Origin of the sequence: Vreelandella neptunia (genome assembly GCF_000712975.1) — a bacterium.
Classification (GTDB): domain Bacteria; phylum Pseudomonadota; class Gammaproteobacteria; order Pseudomonadales; family Halomonadaceae; genus Vreelandella; species Vreelandella qaidamensis.
On sequence record NZ_JHQL01000001.1, the window covers coordinates 98,990 to 115,277 of the forward strand.

Sequence of the window (16,288 nt, forward strand, 5' to 3'; positions counted from 1 at the left end):
TGCCGGCCTCGATGCAGCACTCCTCGTATCGGGCCGACTATCATTATTGAATGTTGTTATTGAATATTGCTATTTGATTTGACTAAGCAACGTGCATAAAAGCGGCTTGATAGGCTGGCAGCGTTAGCATGCTGTCTTTACGCAGCGTATTGAAACCATGCCCTTCTAGGTCGCTGGTAACTCCTGCAGGAAGCGTTGTTTGCTGTTCGCTTCCCGTCAGGTTGAAAACACACAGCACTTTCTCTTGGTCGTCCTGGCGAATAAATCCCAAGAGATCTTCACCTACGTTGATAAGCTGTAAATCACCATCGAACAGCGCGGAGTGCGATTGGCGAAAGGCCAGCATTCTGCGCACACTGTTTAGTGTTGAGTCTGGATCTGCCTGCTGACGGCTAACTGCCAATGGCAGGTGACGTTTGTCTACAGGGAGCCATGGCTCAATAGGCGAGAAGCCTGCCTGGGTATCATCAGACCATGGCATTGGCGTACGGCACCCGTCTCGGCCTTTAAACTCTGGCCAAAGGGCTTTGCCATAGGGGTCTTGAATGCGTTCAAAAGGCACCTCAGCTTCTGGAAGCCCTAACTCTTCCCCTTGATAAAGGCAGACGCTGCCACGAAGGGAAAACAGCATGGCAAGCATCACTTTAGGATAAGCAATGGGATCTTCTTCAGCTCCCCAGCGTGATGCACTGCGTTCAACATCATGGTTGGATGTTGCCCAGCAGGGCCAGGCATCGCCCGCTAACTGCTGAAAGCGCTCAATAACGCGATAGATATAGGCAGCAGAACGTGGCTTGTTAAGTAGGTCGAAGGTGTACGCCATGTGCAGCTTATCACCGCCTGCGGTGTACTCGGCCATACGCTCAAGTGGGTTGTCATCGCCGATTTCGCCCACAGTGGTAGTGCCCGGATATTCATCCATCAACGCACGTAAGTCTTTCAAGAAATCTACGTTCTCAGGGCGACTAATATCGTAGACATGGCGCTGCCACGTGTAGGGGTTAGCCTCTGGAGCGCCTAGAGTCTTGGATCCGCCTTTTGGCACCGGTGGATTGTCGCGCAGCTCAGCGTCGTGGAAGTAGAAGTTGACAGTGTCTAAGCGGAAACCATCAACGCCAAGATCCAGCCAGAAGCGCATGTTGTCCAGCTGGGCTTGACGGGCTTCTGGGTTGTGGAAATTAATATCCGGCTGGCTGGATAAAAAATTATGCAGGTAATACTGCTGACGGCGCGTGTCAAAGGTCCAGGCAGGACCACCGAAAATAGACAACCAGTTGTTTGGTGGAGTGCCATCGGGCTTAGGGTCTGCCCACACAAACCAGTCAGCTTTGGGGTTAGTGCGATTTTGACGGCTCTCTTTAAACCAAGCGTGCTGTTCAGAGGTATGGCTAATGACTTGGTCAATCATCACTTTAAGACCAAGTGAATGGGCCTTGTCGAGCAGCGCTTTAAAATCTTCCAGGGTGCCGAACATTGGGTCGACGTCGCGGTAGTCGCTGACGTCGTAGCCAAAGTCGAGCATGGGAGAGGTGAAAAAGGGTGAAAGCCAGACACCGTCAACATTCAAAGAAGCCACGTAGCTAAGCTTTTCAGTAACACCTTTTAAGTCACCAATGCCGTCCCCACGGCTGTCTAAAAAGCTGCGCGGATAAATTTGATAGATAACGCCACCGCGCCACCACGTCAGGTTGTCTTGCATGGATAAATCCTTAATAAAACGTATATACGTCAGTGCTTAGCCTTTTACTGCACCAGCAGTGAGGCCCGAAACAATACGACGCTGGAAAATAATCACCAGAATCACCAGCGGCACGGTGACGACGACAGATGCCGCCATAATGGGCCCCCACGGCAGTTCGTAGGCGCTACCACCAGAAAGCAGGGCTATGGCAACAGGCACAGTGCGCTGGGCATCGGTAAGTGTGAAGGTCAAGGCAAACAGAAACTCATTCCACGCGGCGATAAAAGCGAGAAGGCCTGTGGTTGCCATGGCGGGCCACATTAGCGGTAAGAAGACTTTTGTAATCGTAATCCATGGCGTAGCGCCATCCATGATGGCTGCTTCTTCCAGCTCCATGGGTAGCTCTTTCATAAAGGTGGTAAGTACCCAAACAGTGAAAGGCAGCGTGAAAATGGTGTAGCTCAAAATGAGGCCAGCGGGATTGTTATAGAGATTCAAGGCACGAATTACCTCGAACAAGCCTGAAAGCACCGCCACTTGGGGAAACATAGAGACCCCAAGAATGACCAGCATGACGGTTGAACGGCCGCGAAAACGAACTCGGCCCAGCGCGTAGGAGGCGGTGATGCCCAATAAAAGCGCGATGAAAACAACGCTAAACGCCACAATAATCGAGTTGAAAATTGCACGTACAAAGCTTGACTGGCTAAAGATTTGGACATAATTGTCCAGGTTCCAATTTGAGGGCCAAAGCTCAACCTGGAACAAATCGCTAGAAGGTTTGAGTGAGGTAATCACCGCGTAATAAAACGGGAAGACGGCATACACCATGATCAGCGCGATCAAGGCCCAAAAGCCGACGCGCTTGGCAATTTTGGCTAACTGACGTTGGTTCATCAGTCACCTCCTAGTTGTATTTTGTTACGGCCTAAATAGAGGTAAGCAACAGTGGCCAGGGCAATAATCAAGAACAACAGAGTAGAGGCGGCGCTGCCGTAACCAACATCCTGGAACTCAACCAACTGTTGGCGTGCATAAACCGACATCGACATCGTGCTGGTCGAGTTAGAGGTCAGTACGTAGATCACGTCGAACACCCGCAGCGCATCTAGAAGACGGAAAATTACCGCCACCATCAAAGCCGGCGTAATCAACGGCAGGGTAACTTTGAAGAACACACGGACGGGATGAATACCGTCTACTTCTGCGGCTTCATAACAATCTTTTGGCAACATTTGTAGGGCGGCTAACACCAACAGGGCAACAAACGGAATTGTTTTCCAGACATCGACCATGATGACTGCCCACATTGAGTAAGTAGCGCTAGCCGTCCAAGCGATAGGATTGTCAATAATCCCAACGGTCATTAGCAGGTGATTGATGATGCCGAACTGATCGTTGAGCATCCATGCCCACATTTGTGCGGAAACGATGGTGGGGATTGCCCACGGAATCAGCACTGCCGCGCGAACAATCGTCCGACCCTTAAACTCCGCATTTAGGATCAGCGCCACAATCACACCAAAAATGACTTCTAAAGAAACGGATACCACCGAAAAGTAAACGGTGTTCCAAACAGATTGCCACCAGACTGAGTCGGCTAGTACCCCGAACCAACGGCCATTGTCGTAGACGAGGTAGTTTTCAAACCCGATTAGATTAGCTGCACCGAGGTCCGACAGTGAGGCATCGGTAAAGCTTAGAAAAAATGTTCGCATTAACGGCCAGCCAGCAACCAGCGTTAATGCAATTAGCATGGGGGCCAAGAACAACCAAGCCGCTTTGACCCGCTGACGGCGTACTTTAGTGCCGCGGTGCCGACGCGCTGGCGCTGCGGCTGAGCGCGCCTCCAAGGGCGCGCTGTTGTTAGAAGAGGTCGACATAGGTATCTCCGCGATTACCAGTTACGACGCTTCAGGCGAAGAAGTTCGCCTTCAAGATCGGAAACAGCTTGTGCACCATCTTTACTTCCAGAAAGCACATCGTGGGAGGTGCTGAAGAAGGCATTGCTCACACGGCCATAGGCATCGCCGGTAGGCGCTGAGGGGCGAGCGACTGCGTTAGTGAAAGTGTCGTACAGCGTGCCAAAGAACGGTACAGCTTCCAGCACCTCTTCATCTTGGTAAAGCGCATCGATGGTGGGGTTATAAGAAGATTGGATGGCGCGACGCTTTTGCTCTTCTTCACCGGCCAAGAAAGCGACCAGGTCAGCGGCGAGCTCGGGATGTTCGCTATAACGGGATACCGCTAAGTTCCAACCGCCTAAACCGGCTGCACTTTGGCCGTCTTCGCCACCTGCTGGTAGTTGGGTAACACCGACTTTGCCGCGTACATCACTATCTTCGCTTTGAGCCAGTGACCAGGCGTAGGGCCAGTTACGCATAAACACCGCATTTCCACCCTGGAAGACACCACGAGCTTCTTCTTCGGTATAATTCAGCACACCTTCTGGAGAGATGTCGCCAATCCAGGAGGCTGCTAAATCCAGCGCTTCAGCAGCCTTCTCGTTATTGATGGTGACTTCGCCATCCTGATCTACCACAGTGCCGCCGCCGAAGCTTGATACCCACTCCAGTGCATTGACGGTCAGTCCTTCATAAGCACGGCCCTGGAACACAAAGCCTTGCATACGGTCATTACCTTCGCCGCGCTCGGCATCTTTGATTTCACGTGCGATGTCAGTCAATTCTTGCCACGTAGTAGGTACGTCATGGCCATGTTTTTCTAACAAGTCTTCGCGGTAATACAGAACGCCCGCATCGGTAAACCAGGGCATCGCGACTAGGCGGCCATCAATAGTGTTGTTAGTGACAATGGTATCAAAATGGCCCGCTGCAGCGTCTTCACCGAGTACCTCGCGTAAATCGAGCAGGTGGTTAGCCAGTAGGCCAGGCCAGACGACATCGATCTGCATGACATCAATGTCGCTAGAATTGGCGGATAGAATTTGTTGGTAGAGCGATAAACGTTCGGTAGACGAGTTTGGCGTTGAAACCACATCGACACTGTGGCCGGTCTTCTCTTCCCAAGCGCTTACGCCTTCTTGGCAAAGGGTAAGCTCCGCACCAACAGCACCGCAGGAAATCGTTAATTCAGCCGCCTGGGCAGAACCCGTGGCACTAGCGATACTAGCCAAAGCGATAGCAGAAGTGAGTAGTGTCTTTTTCATAGGGCGTTCCTCAGCGTTTATTGTTGTGGGTGGTAATAGCGCTCATAGCGCTTACTTAAACGATTAAGTAGAGTGCCAGTTAGCCGTTTCATCGAGATAAGTTCAATAGCGACTTTTGTCTAATGCTGTCGTGTTAATAGTTTTAATTTAAAAGTTGTTTTAGACATTGGTCGATAATCAGCAATTTCTGGTTTGTTTACTACCTCTTAATCGATTAAGTTCTGTGTTCCGTCATTTGATGGAGTGAAACGTAGTTGCTTTGCAACATAACCTTCTCTGTCTGGCTAGGTAGCTAAGCGTTCAGCGCCGCTGAGTGGAAATGAACGCTACCAACGTAGTAGGCGTCAGTGAGTGCCTTGGGTCTATCGGTAGGGTTTAAACAGCATGGCAAGTTTGCGTTTTTTAAGAAATCTTAAAAATAAAAGAGTTAACGCCAGTTGTGGATACATTGGCTGTAAAACAAAGGGTTAAAAACAATGCATAAAATGACATTCAAGACGCCTTTAGCAATCGCAATCGCCACCGCCAGTCTTGGTTTGGGGGCCACAGCCAGCGCCAACACCACACTGGAAGAGCGGTTTGCGCAGCTAGAAGCACGAATTGCGGCTGCCGAGCAGCGTGCCAATGCTGCAGAACGCCGCGCTGAGCTAGCGGAGCAGGGACATGCCACACCCTCATCAAGTGCACCTGCCACCGTTACTGACGCTGATATTGAAGAACGTCTTGCCCGTGTAGAACGCCAATCCAGTGGCGAAGAGGGTTTCTCCTTTAATGTCTATGCGCGTTCTGGCCTGCTAATTGGTGAAGATGGCAAAAGCGCACCAGGTGGCCCTTATTTAACACCCGCGGGTGGAAATGGCGGTGCTGTTGGTCGTCTGGGCAACGAGCCGGATACTTACTCTGAAGCCATTCTTAACTACCGCATGCAGTTTGATAACGGTGCAAAAGCTCGCTACACCACTATGTTGGCTGCCGGTACTACTTCCAGCAATGACTGGGTAGGCGATGATACCAACCTAAATGTGCGTCAGGTTTATGCCGAATTTAGTGACTTGCCAAGCTTTACCGGCGCGTTTGAAAACGCCTCTATTTGGGCCGGTAAGCGCTTCGACCGAGATAACTTTGATATCCATTGGCTAGATAGCGATGTTGTTTTCCTCGCGGGTACCGGTGGCGGTATTTACGACATGCAGCTAGCCGATAACTGGAAGAGTAACTTTTCAGTTTATGGTCGCAGCTTTAGTGATTACCCCATCGTCAATCGCGAAAACCCTGGCTTAGATGGGGAAAGTGATACCGATAATTTGATTTTGACCTCCAATAATTACTTTGGTAACTGGCAGGTCATGGTCAACGGCATGTCTGCTGCTGATAATGATGAGCGTGATATCGGTGTGGGCCAAAATGCGGCTGATACAGGCTGGCATACCATGGTGGCTTACCACGGCGACAGCTTCTTCGGCATGGGCGAAGGTAACTTTAAGGCCGCTGTACTTCACGGCCAAGGCTTAGGAGCCGAAGTTAAAGGGTTAGGCAGCAACGGCGATCTGACGGATGATGCGACCACAACGCGGCTGGCGCTATACGGTACGACCTACATTGCGCCGAAGTGGCGTATTGCACCGTCGATACTGGCTGAAACCAGTGAAGATCGTTTCGCTAATGGCGATAGCTATGATTGGGCTACGCTAAACGTGCGTTTGGCGAATGAAATTAATCAGAATTTCGAAATGCAGTACGAAGCTAGCTATCAGTGGATGGACTTAGATCCACAGGGTTACAGTGACCGTAACGCGGTTGATGGTGACTATATGAAGTTCACTATCGCACCGACTTTCAAGCCGGAAGTAGGTGGTTTCTGGAAGCGTCCTGAGATCCGTCTATTCACGACTTACAGCGATTGGGACGATAGCCTTAATAGCTACGGTGCAAGTTCTCTAGGTAGCGATGGATTTACTGGCGGTGAATTTACCTTTGGCGTACAAACCGAGGTATGGTTCTAAGCAGAGTTTCTGAGCAGAGTTTCTGAGCAAAGATTCTAAGCGTAAGCCGCTGCTTGCTAGCGAAAACTGTTTCTCCAATGCCGATTGCCCGCGACGTGTCGCGGGCTTTTTGTTATGTAAAAGCACTGATGTCGGGAGGCGCTGATGTCGTTACTCCAAGAAAAGCTAAAGGCACCGCCGTTGCCGCTTAGTGTGGTGGCCCGGCCACGGCTAAATGATTATTTCGCCTTAAACGAGCGTACCCGCCTGCTAGTGCTGGCAGCGCCGTCGGGTTATGGCAAAACGACACTGCTGGCCGAGCGGTTGCCCGCACTGGAGCAGGAGGCCGCTTGGCTTCGATTGGATCAGCGTGATAATCAGCCAGCACGTTTCCTAGCCTATTGGCAGGCAGCATTAAATAAGTTGCTCGATGACACCTATGTGCTTTCGTCCATGGCTGACGATGCTGACTGCATCGAGCAGCTTGAACGTTGGCTGGGCGAGTTACCCGAGCAACGTTCCCCGTGTCGTTTTGTCGTCGATGAATTTGAACACGTGACCCATCCCGATATTTTGGCTGGCGTCGCTCATTGGCTGCGTCATCAACCGCCCTGGCTGACCTTGACGCTGACAAGCCGTTCGCGCCCCTCACTTGGTTTAGCGAGTCTTCGATTGAGAGGGGAGCTTGAAGAGATTGACCTTAATGACTTGGCTTTTGACAGCGAAGAAGCACACACCCTGTGTGCTGAACAGCTAAGTTTTCCGCCCACCCGAGTAAGCCTAGAGCGCGCGTTGCGTAGAAGCGGTGGCTGGATTGTGGCGCTGAACTGGCTGGTTGAGCGAACCACCACGCGTGCGGGATTTGATGCGCTGGTCGAGCGTTTAAGCGGTGCGCATCCTGATTTTGTCGCTTGGTTTGATGAATTGCTAGCCGCTGCGCTTCCTGCTGAAGAGCGCGAGCTGATGCTTCAGTTGGGGGTGTTAGAGCGTTTTTCGCCCGAGTTGATGGCGCGCCTTTTGGAAGGTGAGCGGCTAACTCAGCGTTTAGAAGCATTTGAGCAAGCGGGACTCTTTATTGAGCGACCCGACCCACACACCCAGTGGTTCCGCTTTCAGCGGCTGTTTGGCGAGTATCTTCGTCACCGCCGCCACGAGCTTAATTTATCTACTCAGCGAAGGTTGCATCAGCGTGCAAGCCAAGCGTGGTTAGCGCTAAATGATCCGGTCATGGCGTTACGACAGGCAATTTTAGCCGAGGAGCAAGAGGACGTTGCCAGCTTATTGACCGCGCAGGGCCCTGCTTTATTAGCCAGTGGCGCCTATGCGCTATTAGCGCAAGGTTTTGCGCTGCTGGGCGAACCGAAGCTTTCAAAAAGTCCAGAGCATACGCTGCTCTATGGCTGGGTATCTCATGGGCAATTTCAGTTTGATGTGACAGCACGGGTGATCGGATGGATTGAGGCACAGCTGGATGAGCCCGAATGGCAGGCGTTGAACGCTGAATTTGCTACGTTACGTGCCCAATTGGCGATTAACCATGGTAACGCTGAGCGCGCAGCGCCACTTGCTGAGCAGGCGCTTGCGGTGCCTGCACGTTACTTAGCGTCAACGCCGTTGACGGCAACGGCTATTCTCAGCGAAGCGCGCTTTGTACAAGGCTATTTAGAGGAGTCGCTGCAGCGGGTGCGTGAGGTAGAGCGACAAGCGCGGCAGGTTGGCGATCATCAACGACTGCTGTGGTCGTTTTGTCATCAGTCGGAAGCACTGGTGGCTCAAGGTCGCTTCCAGGCTGCTTACGATATTCAAGAGCGTGCCTTCGCACACCTAGAGCGCGCCGAACTTGAACATTTACCGGTCGCAGAGTTTTTGTACCGCATTCGCAGCCAGGTGCTTTGGGAGTGGCATCGGTTAGATGAAGCCGAGCAAGCCGCGTTGAAAGGTATTGCGGTGTTAGACAATCAAGGCGAGCGCTGGACGCTTCAGTGCCATATTCAGCTCGCTAAAGTCGCCCAGAGCCGGGGAGACCAAGCGCAGTGTGCTGACCATATTCGTAGGCTTCGCAAAATTCTCTCAGAAGGGGATTATCACATTGATTGGATAGCCAATGCCCATGCAACGCTGTTGGCGTGGTGGCAATCGACACACGATATGGATGCGGTCGAGCGTTGGCGCCAAGAAGCGCCAGAACCACTTACCGAGCATGCCACCAATCACTTTTCCCAGTGCAACGTGCGTAACCATGCCCGTGCATTAACACTATTGGGGCGCTACGAAGAGGCCCGCGAACTACTGGATGCCCTTGAAGCCCACACCCAGCGGCTCGGATTAGTGACTGACGCGAATCGCAACCAGCTGTGCTTAGCGGCGGTGGCTTGGCATCAGGGGAAAACCACCCAGGCAAGTAACCATATACAGCAGGCACTCAGTTTAGCTTCCCGCACCGCGTTGGTAGGCAGCTTTTTACGGATAGGCAAACCACTGGGGGAGCTGCTGTCGACGCTATTAGCAAGTAACAGCTTAGCCCCCCTTGAACAGGCTCGCGCGGAGCGGTTGTTGACCTTAGCTGGCCGCCAAAAAGATTTTGGCAGCGCTCGCCGCTTGATGCTGGACGAGACAGTGATTGCCAACATTGTGGCACGGCCCGATGTGCCTGAACTTATCCGCACGTCGCCACTGACTCGACGAGAGTGGCAAATCTTGGGGCTGATTCATGCTGGGCTCTCTAATGAGCAGATCGCCGAACAGCTATCGGTGGCACCGACCACCATCAAAACGCATATCCGCAGTCTTTATCAAAAACAGAATATTCGCCGACGTGATGAAGCGATTGCGCTGGCGGGGCAATTACTGGCGCATATTCAAGGAGAGTAAAGAAGGTTTATGGTCGGCGCTAGTGGCTACTCCTAACGCCTACGCCCACCGCTGCCTCTAGGGGAGGATTTTATCTAACGGTCAACGCTGCATCATGCCAATCAACAGGCCATTTAAAGGATAAGGACAATACGATGATGCAGATGCCTTCCACCTCCCACTACGTTGGCAGCCAAGGCGCTGACTGGTGGCGCGGTGCCGTGATTTATCAAATCTATCCGCGTAGCTTTTTAGACAGTCGTGGCGACGGCATTGGTGATTTAAAAGGGGTAATTGACAAGCTCGATTACATTGCCTCGCTTAATGTCGATGCGATTTGGTTGTCGCCATTTTTTACATCGCCGATGAAAGATTTTGGCTACGATATTAGCGATTATCGCGGTATCGATCCGATGTTTGGCACTCTGGAAGACTTTGACCGACTGATAGAAGCCGCTCATGTGCGAGGGCTGAAGGTAACCATCGACCAAGTGATGTCGCACACGTCAGACCAGCACGCCTGGTTTGAAGAGAGCCGACAAAGCCGTGATAACCCCAAAGCTGACTGGTACGTCTGGGCTGACCCCAAGCCTGATGGTGCGCCGCCGACCAACTGGCAGTCGGTGTTTGGTGGCAGCGCCTGGCAGTGGGATACACGCCGTTGTCAGTACTATCTGCATAACTTCCTGGCCAGCCAGCCGGATCTGAATTTCCGCACTCCCGCCGTGGTGGATGCCATTCTGGAAGAAGCGCGCTTTTGGCTAGAGCGCGGAGTCGACGGCTTCCGTCTTGATGCGGTGAACTTCTGCACCCATGGCGAGCTTAAGGATAATCCTCCGCGCGCAGAAGTAACCGAAAGCTTTTTAGGTGTTCGCCCGGACAACCCTTATGGCTACCAGCTGCACCAGTACGATAAAACCCAGCCAGAAAACGTGGTGTTTTTAGAGCGCCTTCGCGGCTTGTTAGACGAGTACCCAGGCTCGACGAGCGTAGGAGAAGTTGGTGACGATGACGCCCTGGGCGTGATGGCGGAGTACTCCCAAGGCGGCAATCGTCTGCACATGTGCTACTCGTTCAACCTGCTTACCGACAAATCGGACCCTGGTTATTTGCATAAAACGCTCACCGAAATGGAAGCTCGGATTGGTGATGGTTGGCCCTGTTGGGCACTGGGGAACCACGATGTTACCCGTCTTGCCACTCGCTGGCAGACCGAAGGGCAGCTGGATAAGCTGCGGCTTTATATGGTGTTCTTGCTTACCCAGCGGGGCAGTGTGTGCCTCTATCAAGGCGAAGAACTTGGCTTGCCTGAAGCTGAACTGACGTTTGAGCAGTTGGTTGACCCGGCGGGCATTACCTTTTGGCCTACCTATAAAGGCCGCGACGGCTGCCGAACGCCACACCCCTGGCAAGCTGACGCACCACATGCTGGCTTTAGTAACGTCACGCCCTGGCTGCCAGTGCCCGAGTCTCATGCCAGCCTCGCCGTTGACCAGCAAGATAGCGATGCCGGTTCGTTGCTCAATGCTTATCGCGAGTTTTTGGCGTTCCGCCGTATCCTGCCTGCGCTAGTAAAAGGCGACGTGCGCTATCACGCCGTGCGTGACGATGTACTCTGTTTAGAGCGCACTTATCAACAAACACGGTTGTTGATTGCGCTGAACTTTAGCGATCGAACCGTCACTCGCATGGTTCCTGAGAGCGCTGAATCTATTAAGGGTTCGCCTGCCTGGCTAAACGGCGTATGGCGGGGTGGCCAGTTAACGCTGCCGCAACTGTCTCTTCCGCCCTATGGCGTGGCGATTGCCCAGTGCTCACAAACTGAGGAAGACGCGCCATGGGACGTTTAACGCTTAGCGGCATTGGTAAATCCTTTGACGGTGTGGAAATCTCTCGGGATATCGATCTTACGATCGAAGATGGCGAGTTTGTTGTCTTCGTTGGCCCCTCTGGCTGTGGAAAATCCACCCTGCTGCGTATGATTGCGGGTCTGGAAGATATCACCGAAGGTGATATGCAACTTGATGGTCAGCGGATCAATGAGATTCCTCCCCAGGAGCGGGATATAGGCATGGTCTTCCAGTCCTATGCGCTTTACCCGCATATGAGCGTGGCAGAAAACATGGCCTTTGGCTTAAAGCTGGCGCGTACTGATAAAGCCGAAATTCGTCGTCGTGTACAACACGCTGCGGAAATGCTGCACTTAACTGAACTGCTTGAACGCAAGCCTAAAGACCTTTCTGGTGGCCAGCGTCAGCGGGTGGCGATTGGCCGTACCTTGGTAAAAGAGCCCGCGGTTTTTTTGTTTGATGAGCCGCTGTCTAATCTGGATGCCGCGCTGCGGGTGGATATGCGGGTGCAAATTGCGGCCCTGCATAAGCGTTTGAACGCCACCATGATCTACGTGACCCACGATCAAGTGGAAGCAATGACTTTAGCTGACCGTATTGTGCTGCTTTCCCGTGGCCGTATCGCCCAGGTCGGCGCGCCGCTTTCGCTTTACCACTTCCCTAAAACCCTTGAAGTGGCCGAGTTTATAGGCTCGCCACGGATTAATACTTTTACCGTCACGGTGGTAGACCCAGGCGAGCGCCAAACAGTAGTGCGCCTGCATAGTGGTGACACGCTGACAGTAGCGGTCAATGGCAAGCACCTTCAGTCAGGAGATAGCGCAACCCTTGGGCTGCGGGCGGAAGATTTTGTCGCAGCCGAGCAGGCAGAAGCCACGCTGAATGCGAGCTTGATGGTGGCGGAAAAGTTGGGCTACGAAACGCTGGCGCATTGGCAGGTAGCAGGCATCGACGTCCCACTTACCCAGCGTTTAGATGGCTTGACTCGCCTAGAAGAGGGCCAAAATGCACGCTTGGGGCTTGCAGGCCAGCACTGCCATCTGTTTGATCAGCACGGTAATGCTTGCCCCCGGCAGGTTGAAGTAGATGGCGTTAGCCAGTAGATAATCAACTGATTTTTATACATAAAAAGCGTCTCAAATTTTTTAGGCGCTTTTTTCTTAATTATTTTCTAAAAAGAGTGCATCCAAAACGTCTCCTCGTGTGTATCCCCTATACAGCCACACTTTGCAGTGGGTGATACAAAACTCAAGGAGACTGAAAATGACTATCCAACCTCTTACGCGTGCAGCACTCGCCGCTACCTTGATTGCATCCTTCAGTCACGTTGCGCTGGCCGATATGACGCCTGCCGACGTTCAAGTGCCCGACGGCAATACCGTCGCCCTGGAAACAGTCGGTGTGGGCGCGATTACCTACATGTGTGAAGCCAAAGACGACGGTACTATGGGCTGGGTATTCAAAGGCCCACACGCGGCGCTGAACGATAGTGATGGGGCTCAAGTTGGCAGCTACTACGGCCCGCCTGCTACCTGGGAAGCATTGGATGGCTCTAAAATAACCGGCACTCAGCTGGCAACTGCCGCGAATGGTGATGGCAATATCCCGTTGCAGCTCGTTGAAGCCAATCCTGCGGAAGGTGAGGGCGCAATGACTGGCGTTAGCTATATTCAACGCCTGAATACTCAGGGCGGTGTTGCACCAGATGTGGCTTGTGATGACGGCCATGAAGGTGCCACCGCAGTTGTAACTTATCAGGCAGACTATATTTTCTGGACAGCTAACTAAGACTAAGTCCTTTAATTGCTTAGTTAATATCAATACCGTTGCTAAGCAAAAATTTTCTCAAGAAACACATCTAAGTAAGGCTAGAGGCTCGTCTCGCGAGTCTCTAGCCGCTATGCTTGCTGGGAAAGCGCGGCGACAGGCTCGACGCGTCACCAGGGAGCTAGCATGTGTCTGATATAGGCGTATCTACGATAACTAACGACTTTGATTATGCTGATGCACTTGCGCGCTGTGCCCGTGGTGAGCAAGTGGCACTGCAGCAGCTTTATCGTCAAGAGGGTGCCCGACTGCTTGGGGTTGTCATGCGTATCGTGAAAGACCGCGGTATGGCTGAGGATATTGTTCACGATGCTTGCCTGAACATTTGGCAGCGTGCCGATAGTTTTGACCCCAAACGAGGCTCTGCCCGCACCTGGATATTCAGTATTGCCCGCCACTTAGCATTAAATGCTATCCGTCAGCGCGACCGAGAAGTCAGGCTAGATGTCAACGACCCAGGCGAGCTAGCCGATGATGACACCTACCAACAGTCATTATCGACGACGGCGGAGGCCTTTGACTGGCAGACTGGCCAGCAGATGGATGAGTGCTTGCAGCAATTGGAAACCGAGCGCCGAAACTGTGTGCTACATGCCTACGTGGATGGGTTAAGTCATGCCGAAATTTCTGCACACACTGGCGCGCCGCTAGGCACTGTTAAAGCCTGGATTAAGCGAAGTTTGCTTCGCCTGCGGGAGTGTATGTCATGACGCGTTCCAACGAAAACGATGACCTTCATGCACTTGCAGGGGAGTACGTACTAGGTTCGTTACCCATCGCTGAGCGAGAAGCCTTTGAGGCACGCTTAGCCAACGACCCACAATTACAAACCATCGTAGCTGACTGGGAAGAGCAGTTTTTCCCCTACACCGCGATCGTTGATCCTGTTACCCCATCAGATTATTTATGGCCGCGCATTGAGCGCAGCATGCAAGCCGCATCGAAAAGATCAGCGCGTGTTTCAAGGGCTGTCACAACGCCTCGCCGCTTGGTGCATAGCCTACCATTTTGGCGCGCCGCTACCGGCCTTGGTTTAGCTGCCGCCGTGACGATGGGTGTGTTGTTGACCAATGTCTCCACTGAACCAGCAACGCCAGAATATATGGTGGTGCTGTTAGCGCCGCAAACTCAATCAGCAGGGTGGGTTGTGCAGGCTGCCAACCGTCAAGAGATTCAACTGATCCCGTTGGGCACTTTTGAAGTGCCCGAAGGAAAAGCACTGGAGTTCTGGACCAAGGCGGATGATTGGCAAGCGCCGGTTTCACTTGGCCTAGTACAGCCAGGGCAACCGCTGCGCCTGCGTTTAGACCAGTTACCGCCGCTTGAAGATAACCAGCTCTTTGAACTCACGCTAGAGGATGACACCGGTTCGCCTACCGGTCTACCGACTGGCCCGATTGAGTTTATCGGCCGCGCGGTGGAGATTTAACGCATAGTGTTATTAACGATGCTAAGTGTTATTAACGATGCTAACCACATCAGAGGCGAGTTCCGAGTAGCTTAAAAGAACGTTAAACCGACTTGGAATAGGCGTTCCACGTCACGAATGCGCCGCTTATCGATCACAAACAGAATCACGTGGTCGCCGCTCTCGACCATCACATCCCCATGGCCAATGATGACCTCTTTGCCTCGTACAATGGCACCTATGGTGGTGCCTTCAGGCAAATTGATTTCAGCAATGGTGCGGCCCACGACCTTGGACGACTGCTTGTCACCGTGGGCGATAGCCTCGATGGCTTCCGCCGCGCCACGGCGAAGCGAATGGACGTTAACGATATCGCCACGGCGAACGTGGGTAAGCAGGCTGCCGATGGTCGCTTGCTGGGGCGAAATGGCGATATCGATTTCGCCCCCCTGAACCAAATCTACGTAGGCAGCGTTGTTAATCAGCGTGAGTACCTTTTTGGCTCCCAAGCGTTTGGCCAGCAGCGACGACATAATATTAACCTCGTCGTCGTTGGTCAGAGCACAAAAGATATCGCACTCTTCGATGTTCTCTTCTTCCAGCAGCCGCTTGCTGGTAGCGCTGCCGTGAAGTACCACCGTACGGTCAAGCCGTTCGGAAAGCGCGGTGCAGCGCTCTAAACTGTGCTCGATAATTTTGACCTGATGGCTATGCTCCAGGTGTTCGGCCAAGCGTTCACCGATATTGCCCCCACCGGCAATCACCACCCGCCGAAAATCCCGTTCAACGCGGCGTAGTTCGCTCATTACCGCGCGAATATCGCGCCGTGCGGCCAGGAAAAACACTTCATCGTCGGCTTCAATCACCGTATCGCCACGGGGAATGATCGGCCTATTGCGGCGGTAAATCGCGGCGACGCGTGTTTCCACATTAGGCATGTGCTTGGCGAGAAAGGCTAAATCTTGCCCTACCAGTGGGCCACCGTAGAACGCCTTGACCGCCACTAACTGCACCAAACCACCGGCAAACTCCAACACCTGCAGCGCACCGGGGTGCTCAATCAGGCGGCGCACATGATCCGTGACCACTTGTTCAGGGCTGATCAGTACATCAATAGGAATCGCTTCGTGGGCGAATAATCCTTTACGGGTGAGGTAGGCGGTTGAACGTACGCGGGCAATTTTGGTGGGGGTACGAAATAGCGTGTGGGCGACTTGGCAGGCAATCATATTGACTTCGTCGGTGTTGGTCACCGCAATCAACATATCGGCATCTTCACAGCCTGCTTGGCGCAGCACAATAGGATAAGAAGCTGCGCCTGTCACGGTGCGAATATCCAGTTTGGTGTGCAGTTCGCGCAGTTTCGCACCGTCGGTATCAACAACGGTGATGTCATTTTCTTCGCGGGCAAGGTGCTCTGCCAGGGTGGCACCGACTTGGCCGGCACCCAAAATAATAATCTTCATCGGTGGTTAGATCACTCTGGCGACATGTCACTGAAGATAGTCACCTATCTATAGG

The 16,288-nt window shown here is 52.8% G+C and carries 12 protein-coding genes; 7 read left to right on the forward strand and 5 right to left on the reverse strand.

All coding sequences use genetic code 11. The features are described 5' to 3' along the window. Window positions 1-82 precede the first annotated feature (82 nt). From CR46_RS0100435 to CR46_RS0100450, 4 genes are read right to left on the reverse strand one after another with little or no spacing between them, the layout of a single operon-like run. Window positions 83-1,699 carry an alpha-glucosidase family protein gene (locus CR46_RS0100435; RefSeq protein ID WP_030069012.1) on the reverse strand — a complete coding sequence of 539 codons (1,617 nt, stop codon included), beginning with the start codon at window positions 1,697-1,699 and terminating at the stop codon, window positions 83-85. A 36-nt stretch (window positions 1,700-1,735) separates the two neighbouring features. Beyond that, a complete protein-coding gene (locus tag CR46_RS0100440) occupies window positions 1,736-2,578 on the reverse strand; it encodes a carbohydrate ABC transporter permease (protein ID WP_030069015.1) in 843 nt (280 codons plus the stop codon). Then, window positions 2,578-3,564, reverse strand: a complete 987-nt coding sequence (locus CR46_RS0100445) for a carbohydrate ABC transporter permease (RefSeq protein WP_030069017.1) — start codon at window positions 3,562-3,564, stop codon at window positions 2,578-2,580. The genes CR46_RS0100440 and CR46_RS0100445 overlap by 1 nt, the downstream gene beginning before the upstream one ends. A gap of 14 nt (window positions 3,565-3,578) precedes the next feature. Next, complete coding sequence (locus CR46_RS0100450) at window positions 3,579-4,850, reverse strand: ABC transporter substrate-binding protein (protein WP_030069019.1); 1,272 nt, start codon at window positions 4,848-4,850, stop codon at window positions 3,579-3,581. 476 nt (window positions 4,851-5,326) lie between these two features. Between CR46_RS0100450 and CR46_RS0100455 the strand changes: the two genes are divergently transcribed. The 7 genes from CR46_RS0100455 to CR46_RS0100485 all read left to right on the forward strand — a co-directional run bounded on the left by CR46_RS0100455 (window position 5,327) and on the right by CR46_RS0100485 (window position 14,788). Then, complete coding sequence (locus CR46_RS0100455; RefSeq protein WP_030069021.1) at window positions 5,327-6,853, forward strand: carbohydrate porin; 1,527 nt, start codon at window positions 5,327-5,329, stop codon at window positions 6,851-6,853. A 144-nt stretch (window positions 6,854-6,997) separates the two neighbouring features. Continuing rightward, a complete protein-coding gene (gene malT, locus CR46_RS0100460) occupies window positions 6,998-9,703 on the forward strand; it encodes an HTH-type transcriptional regulator MalT (protein WP_030069024.1) in 2,706 nt (901 codons plus the stop codon). Between the two features lie 134 nt (window positions 9,704-9,837). Continuing rightward, window positions 9,838-11,532, forward strand: coding sequence for an alpha-amylase family glycosyl hydrolase (locus tag CR46_RS0100465; RefSeq protein WP_030069026.1), 1,695 nt, complete (start codon window positions 9,838-9,840; stop codon window positions 11,530-11,532). Then, complete coding sequence (ugpC, locus tag CR46_RS0100470) at window positions 11,520-12,635, forward strand: sn-glycerol-3-phosphate ABC transporter ATP-binding protein UgpC (protein ID WP_030069028.1); 1,116 nt, start codon at window positions 11,520-11,522, stop codon at window positions 12,633-12,635. Before CR46_RS0100465 ends, ugpC begins: the two co-directional genes overlap by 13 nt. Window positions 12,636-12,795: 160 nt before the next feature. Next, complete coding sequence (locus tag CR46_RS0100475; protein WP_030069031.1) at window positions 12,796-13,320, forward strand: DUF3455 domain-containing protein; 525 nt, start codon at window positions 12,796-12,798, stop codon at window positions 13,318-13,320. A gap of 167 nt (window positions 13,321-13,487) precedes the next feature. Beyond that, window positions 13,488-14,069 (forward strand): sigma-70 family RNA polymerase sigma factor, encoded by a 582-nt coding sequence (locus tag CR46_RS0100480; RefSeq protein ID WP_030069034.1) that lies wholly within the window; start codon window positions 13,488-13,490, stop codon window positions 14,067-14,069. Continuing rightward, window positions 14,066-14,788 carry an anti-sigma factor gene (locus CR46_RS0100485; RefSeq protein WP_030069036.1) on the forward strand — a complete coding sequence of 241 codons (723 nt, stop codon included), beginning with the start codon at window positions 14,066-14,068 and terminating at the stop codon, window positions 14,786-14,788. Before CR46_RS0100480 ends, CR46_RS0100485 begins: the two co-directional genes overlap by 4 nt. A 71-nt stretch (window positions 14,789-14,859) precedes the next feature. Here CR46_RS0100485 and trkA read toward each other — a convergent pair whose 3' ends face one another. Next, window positions 14,860-16,233: a Trk system potassium transporter TrkA gene (gene trkA / locus CR46_RS0100490; RefSeq protein WP_030069038.1), complete on the reverse strand. Its 1,374-nt coding sequence runs from the start codon at window positions 16,231-16,233 to the stop codon at window positions 14,860-14,862. Window positions 16,234-16,288: the final 55 nt, after the last annotated feature.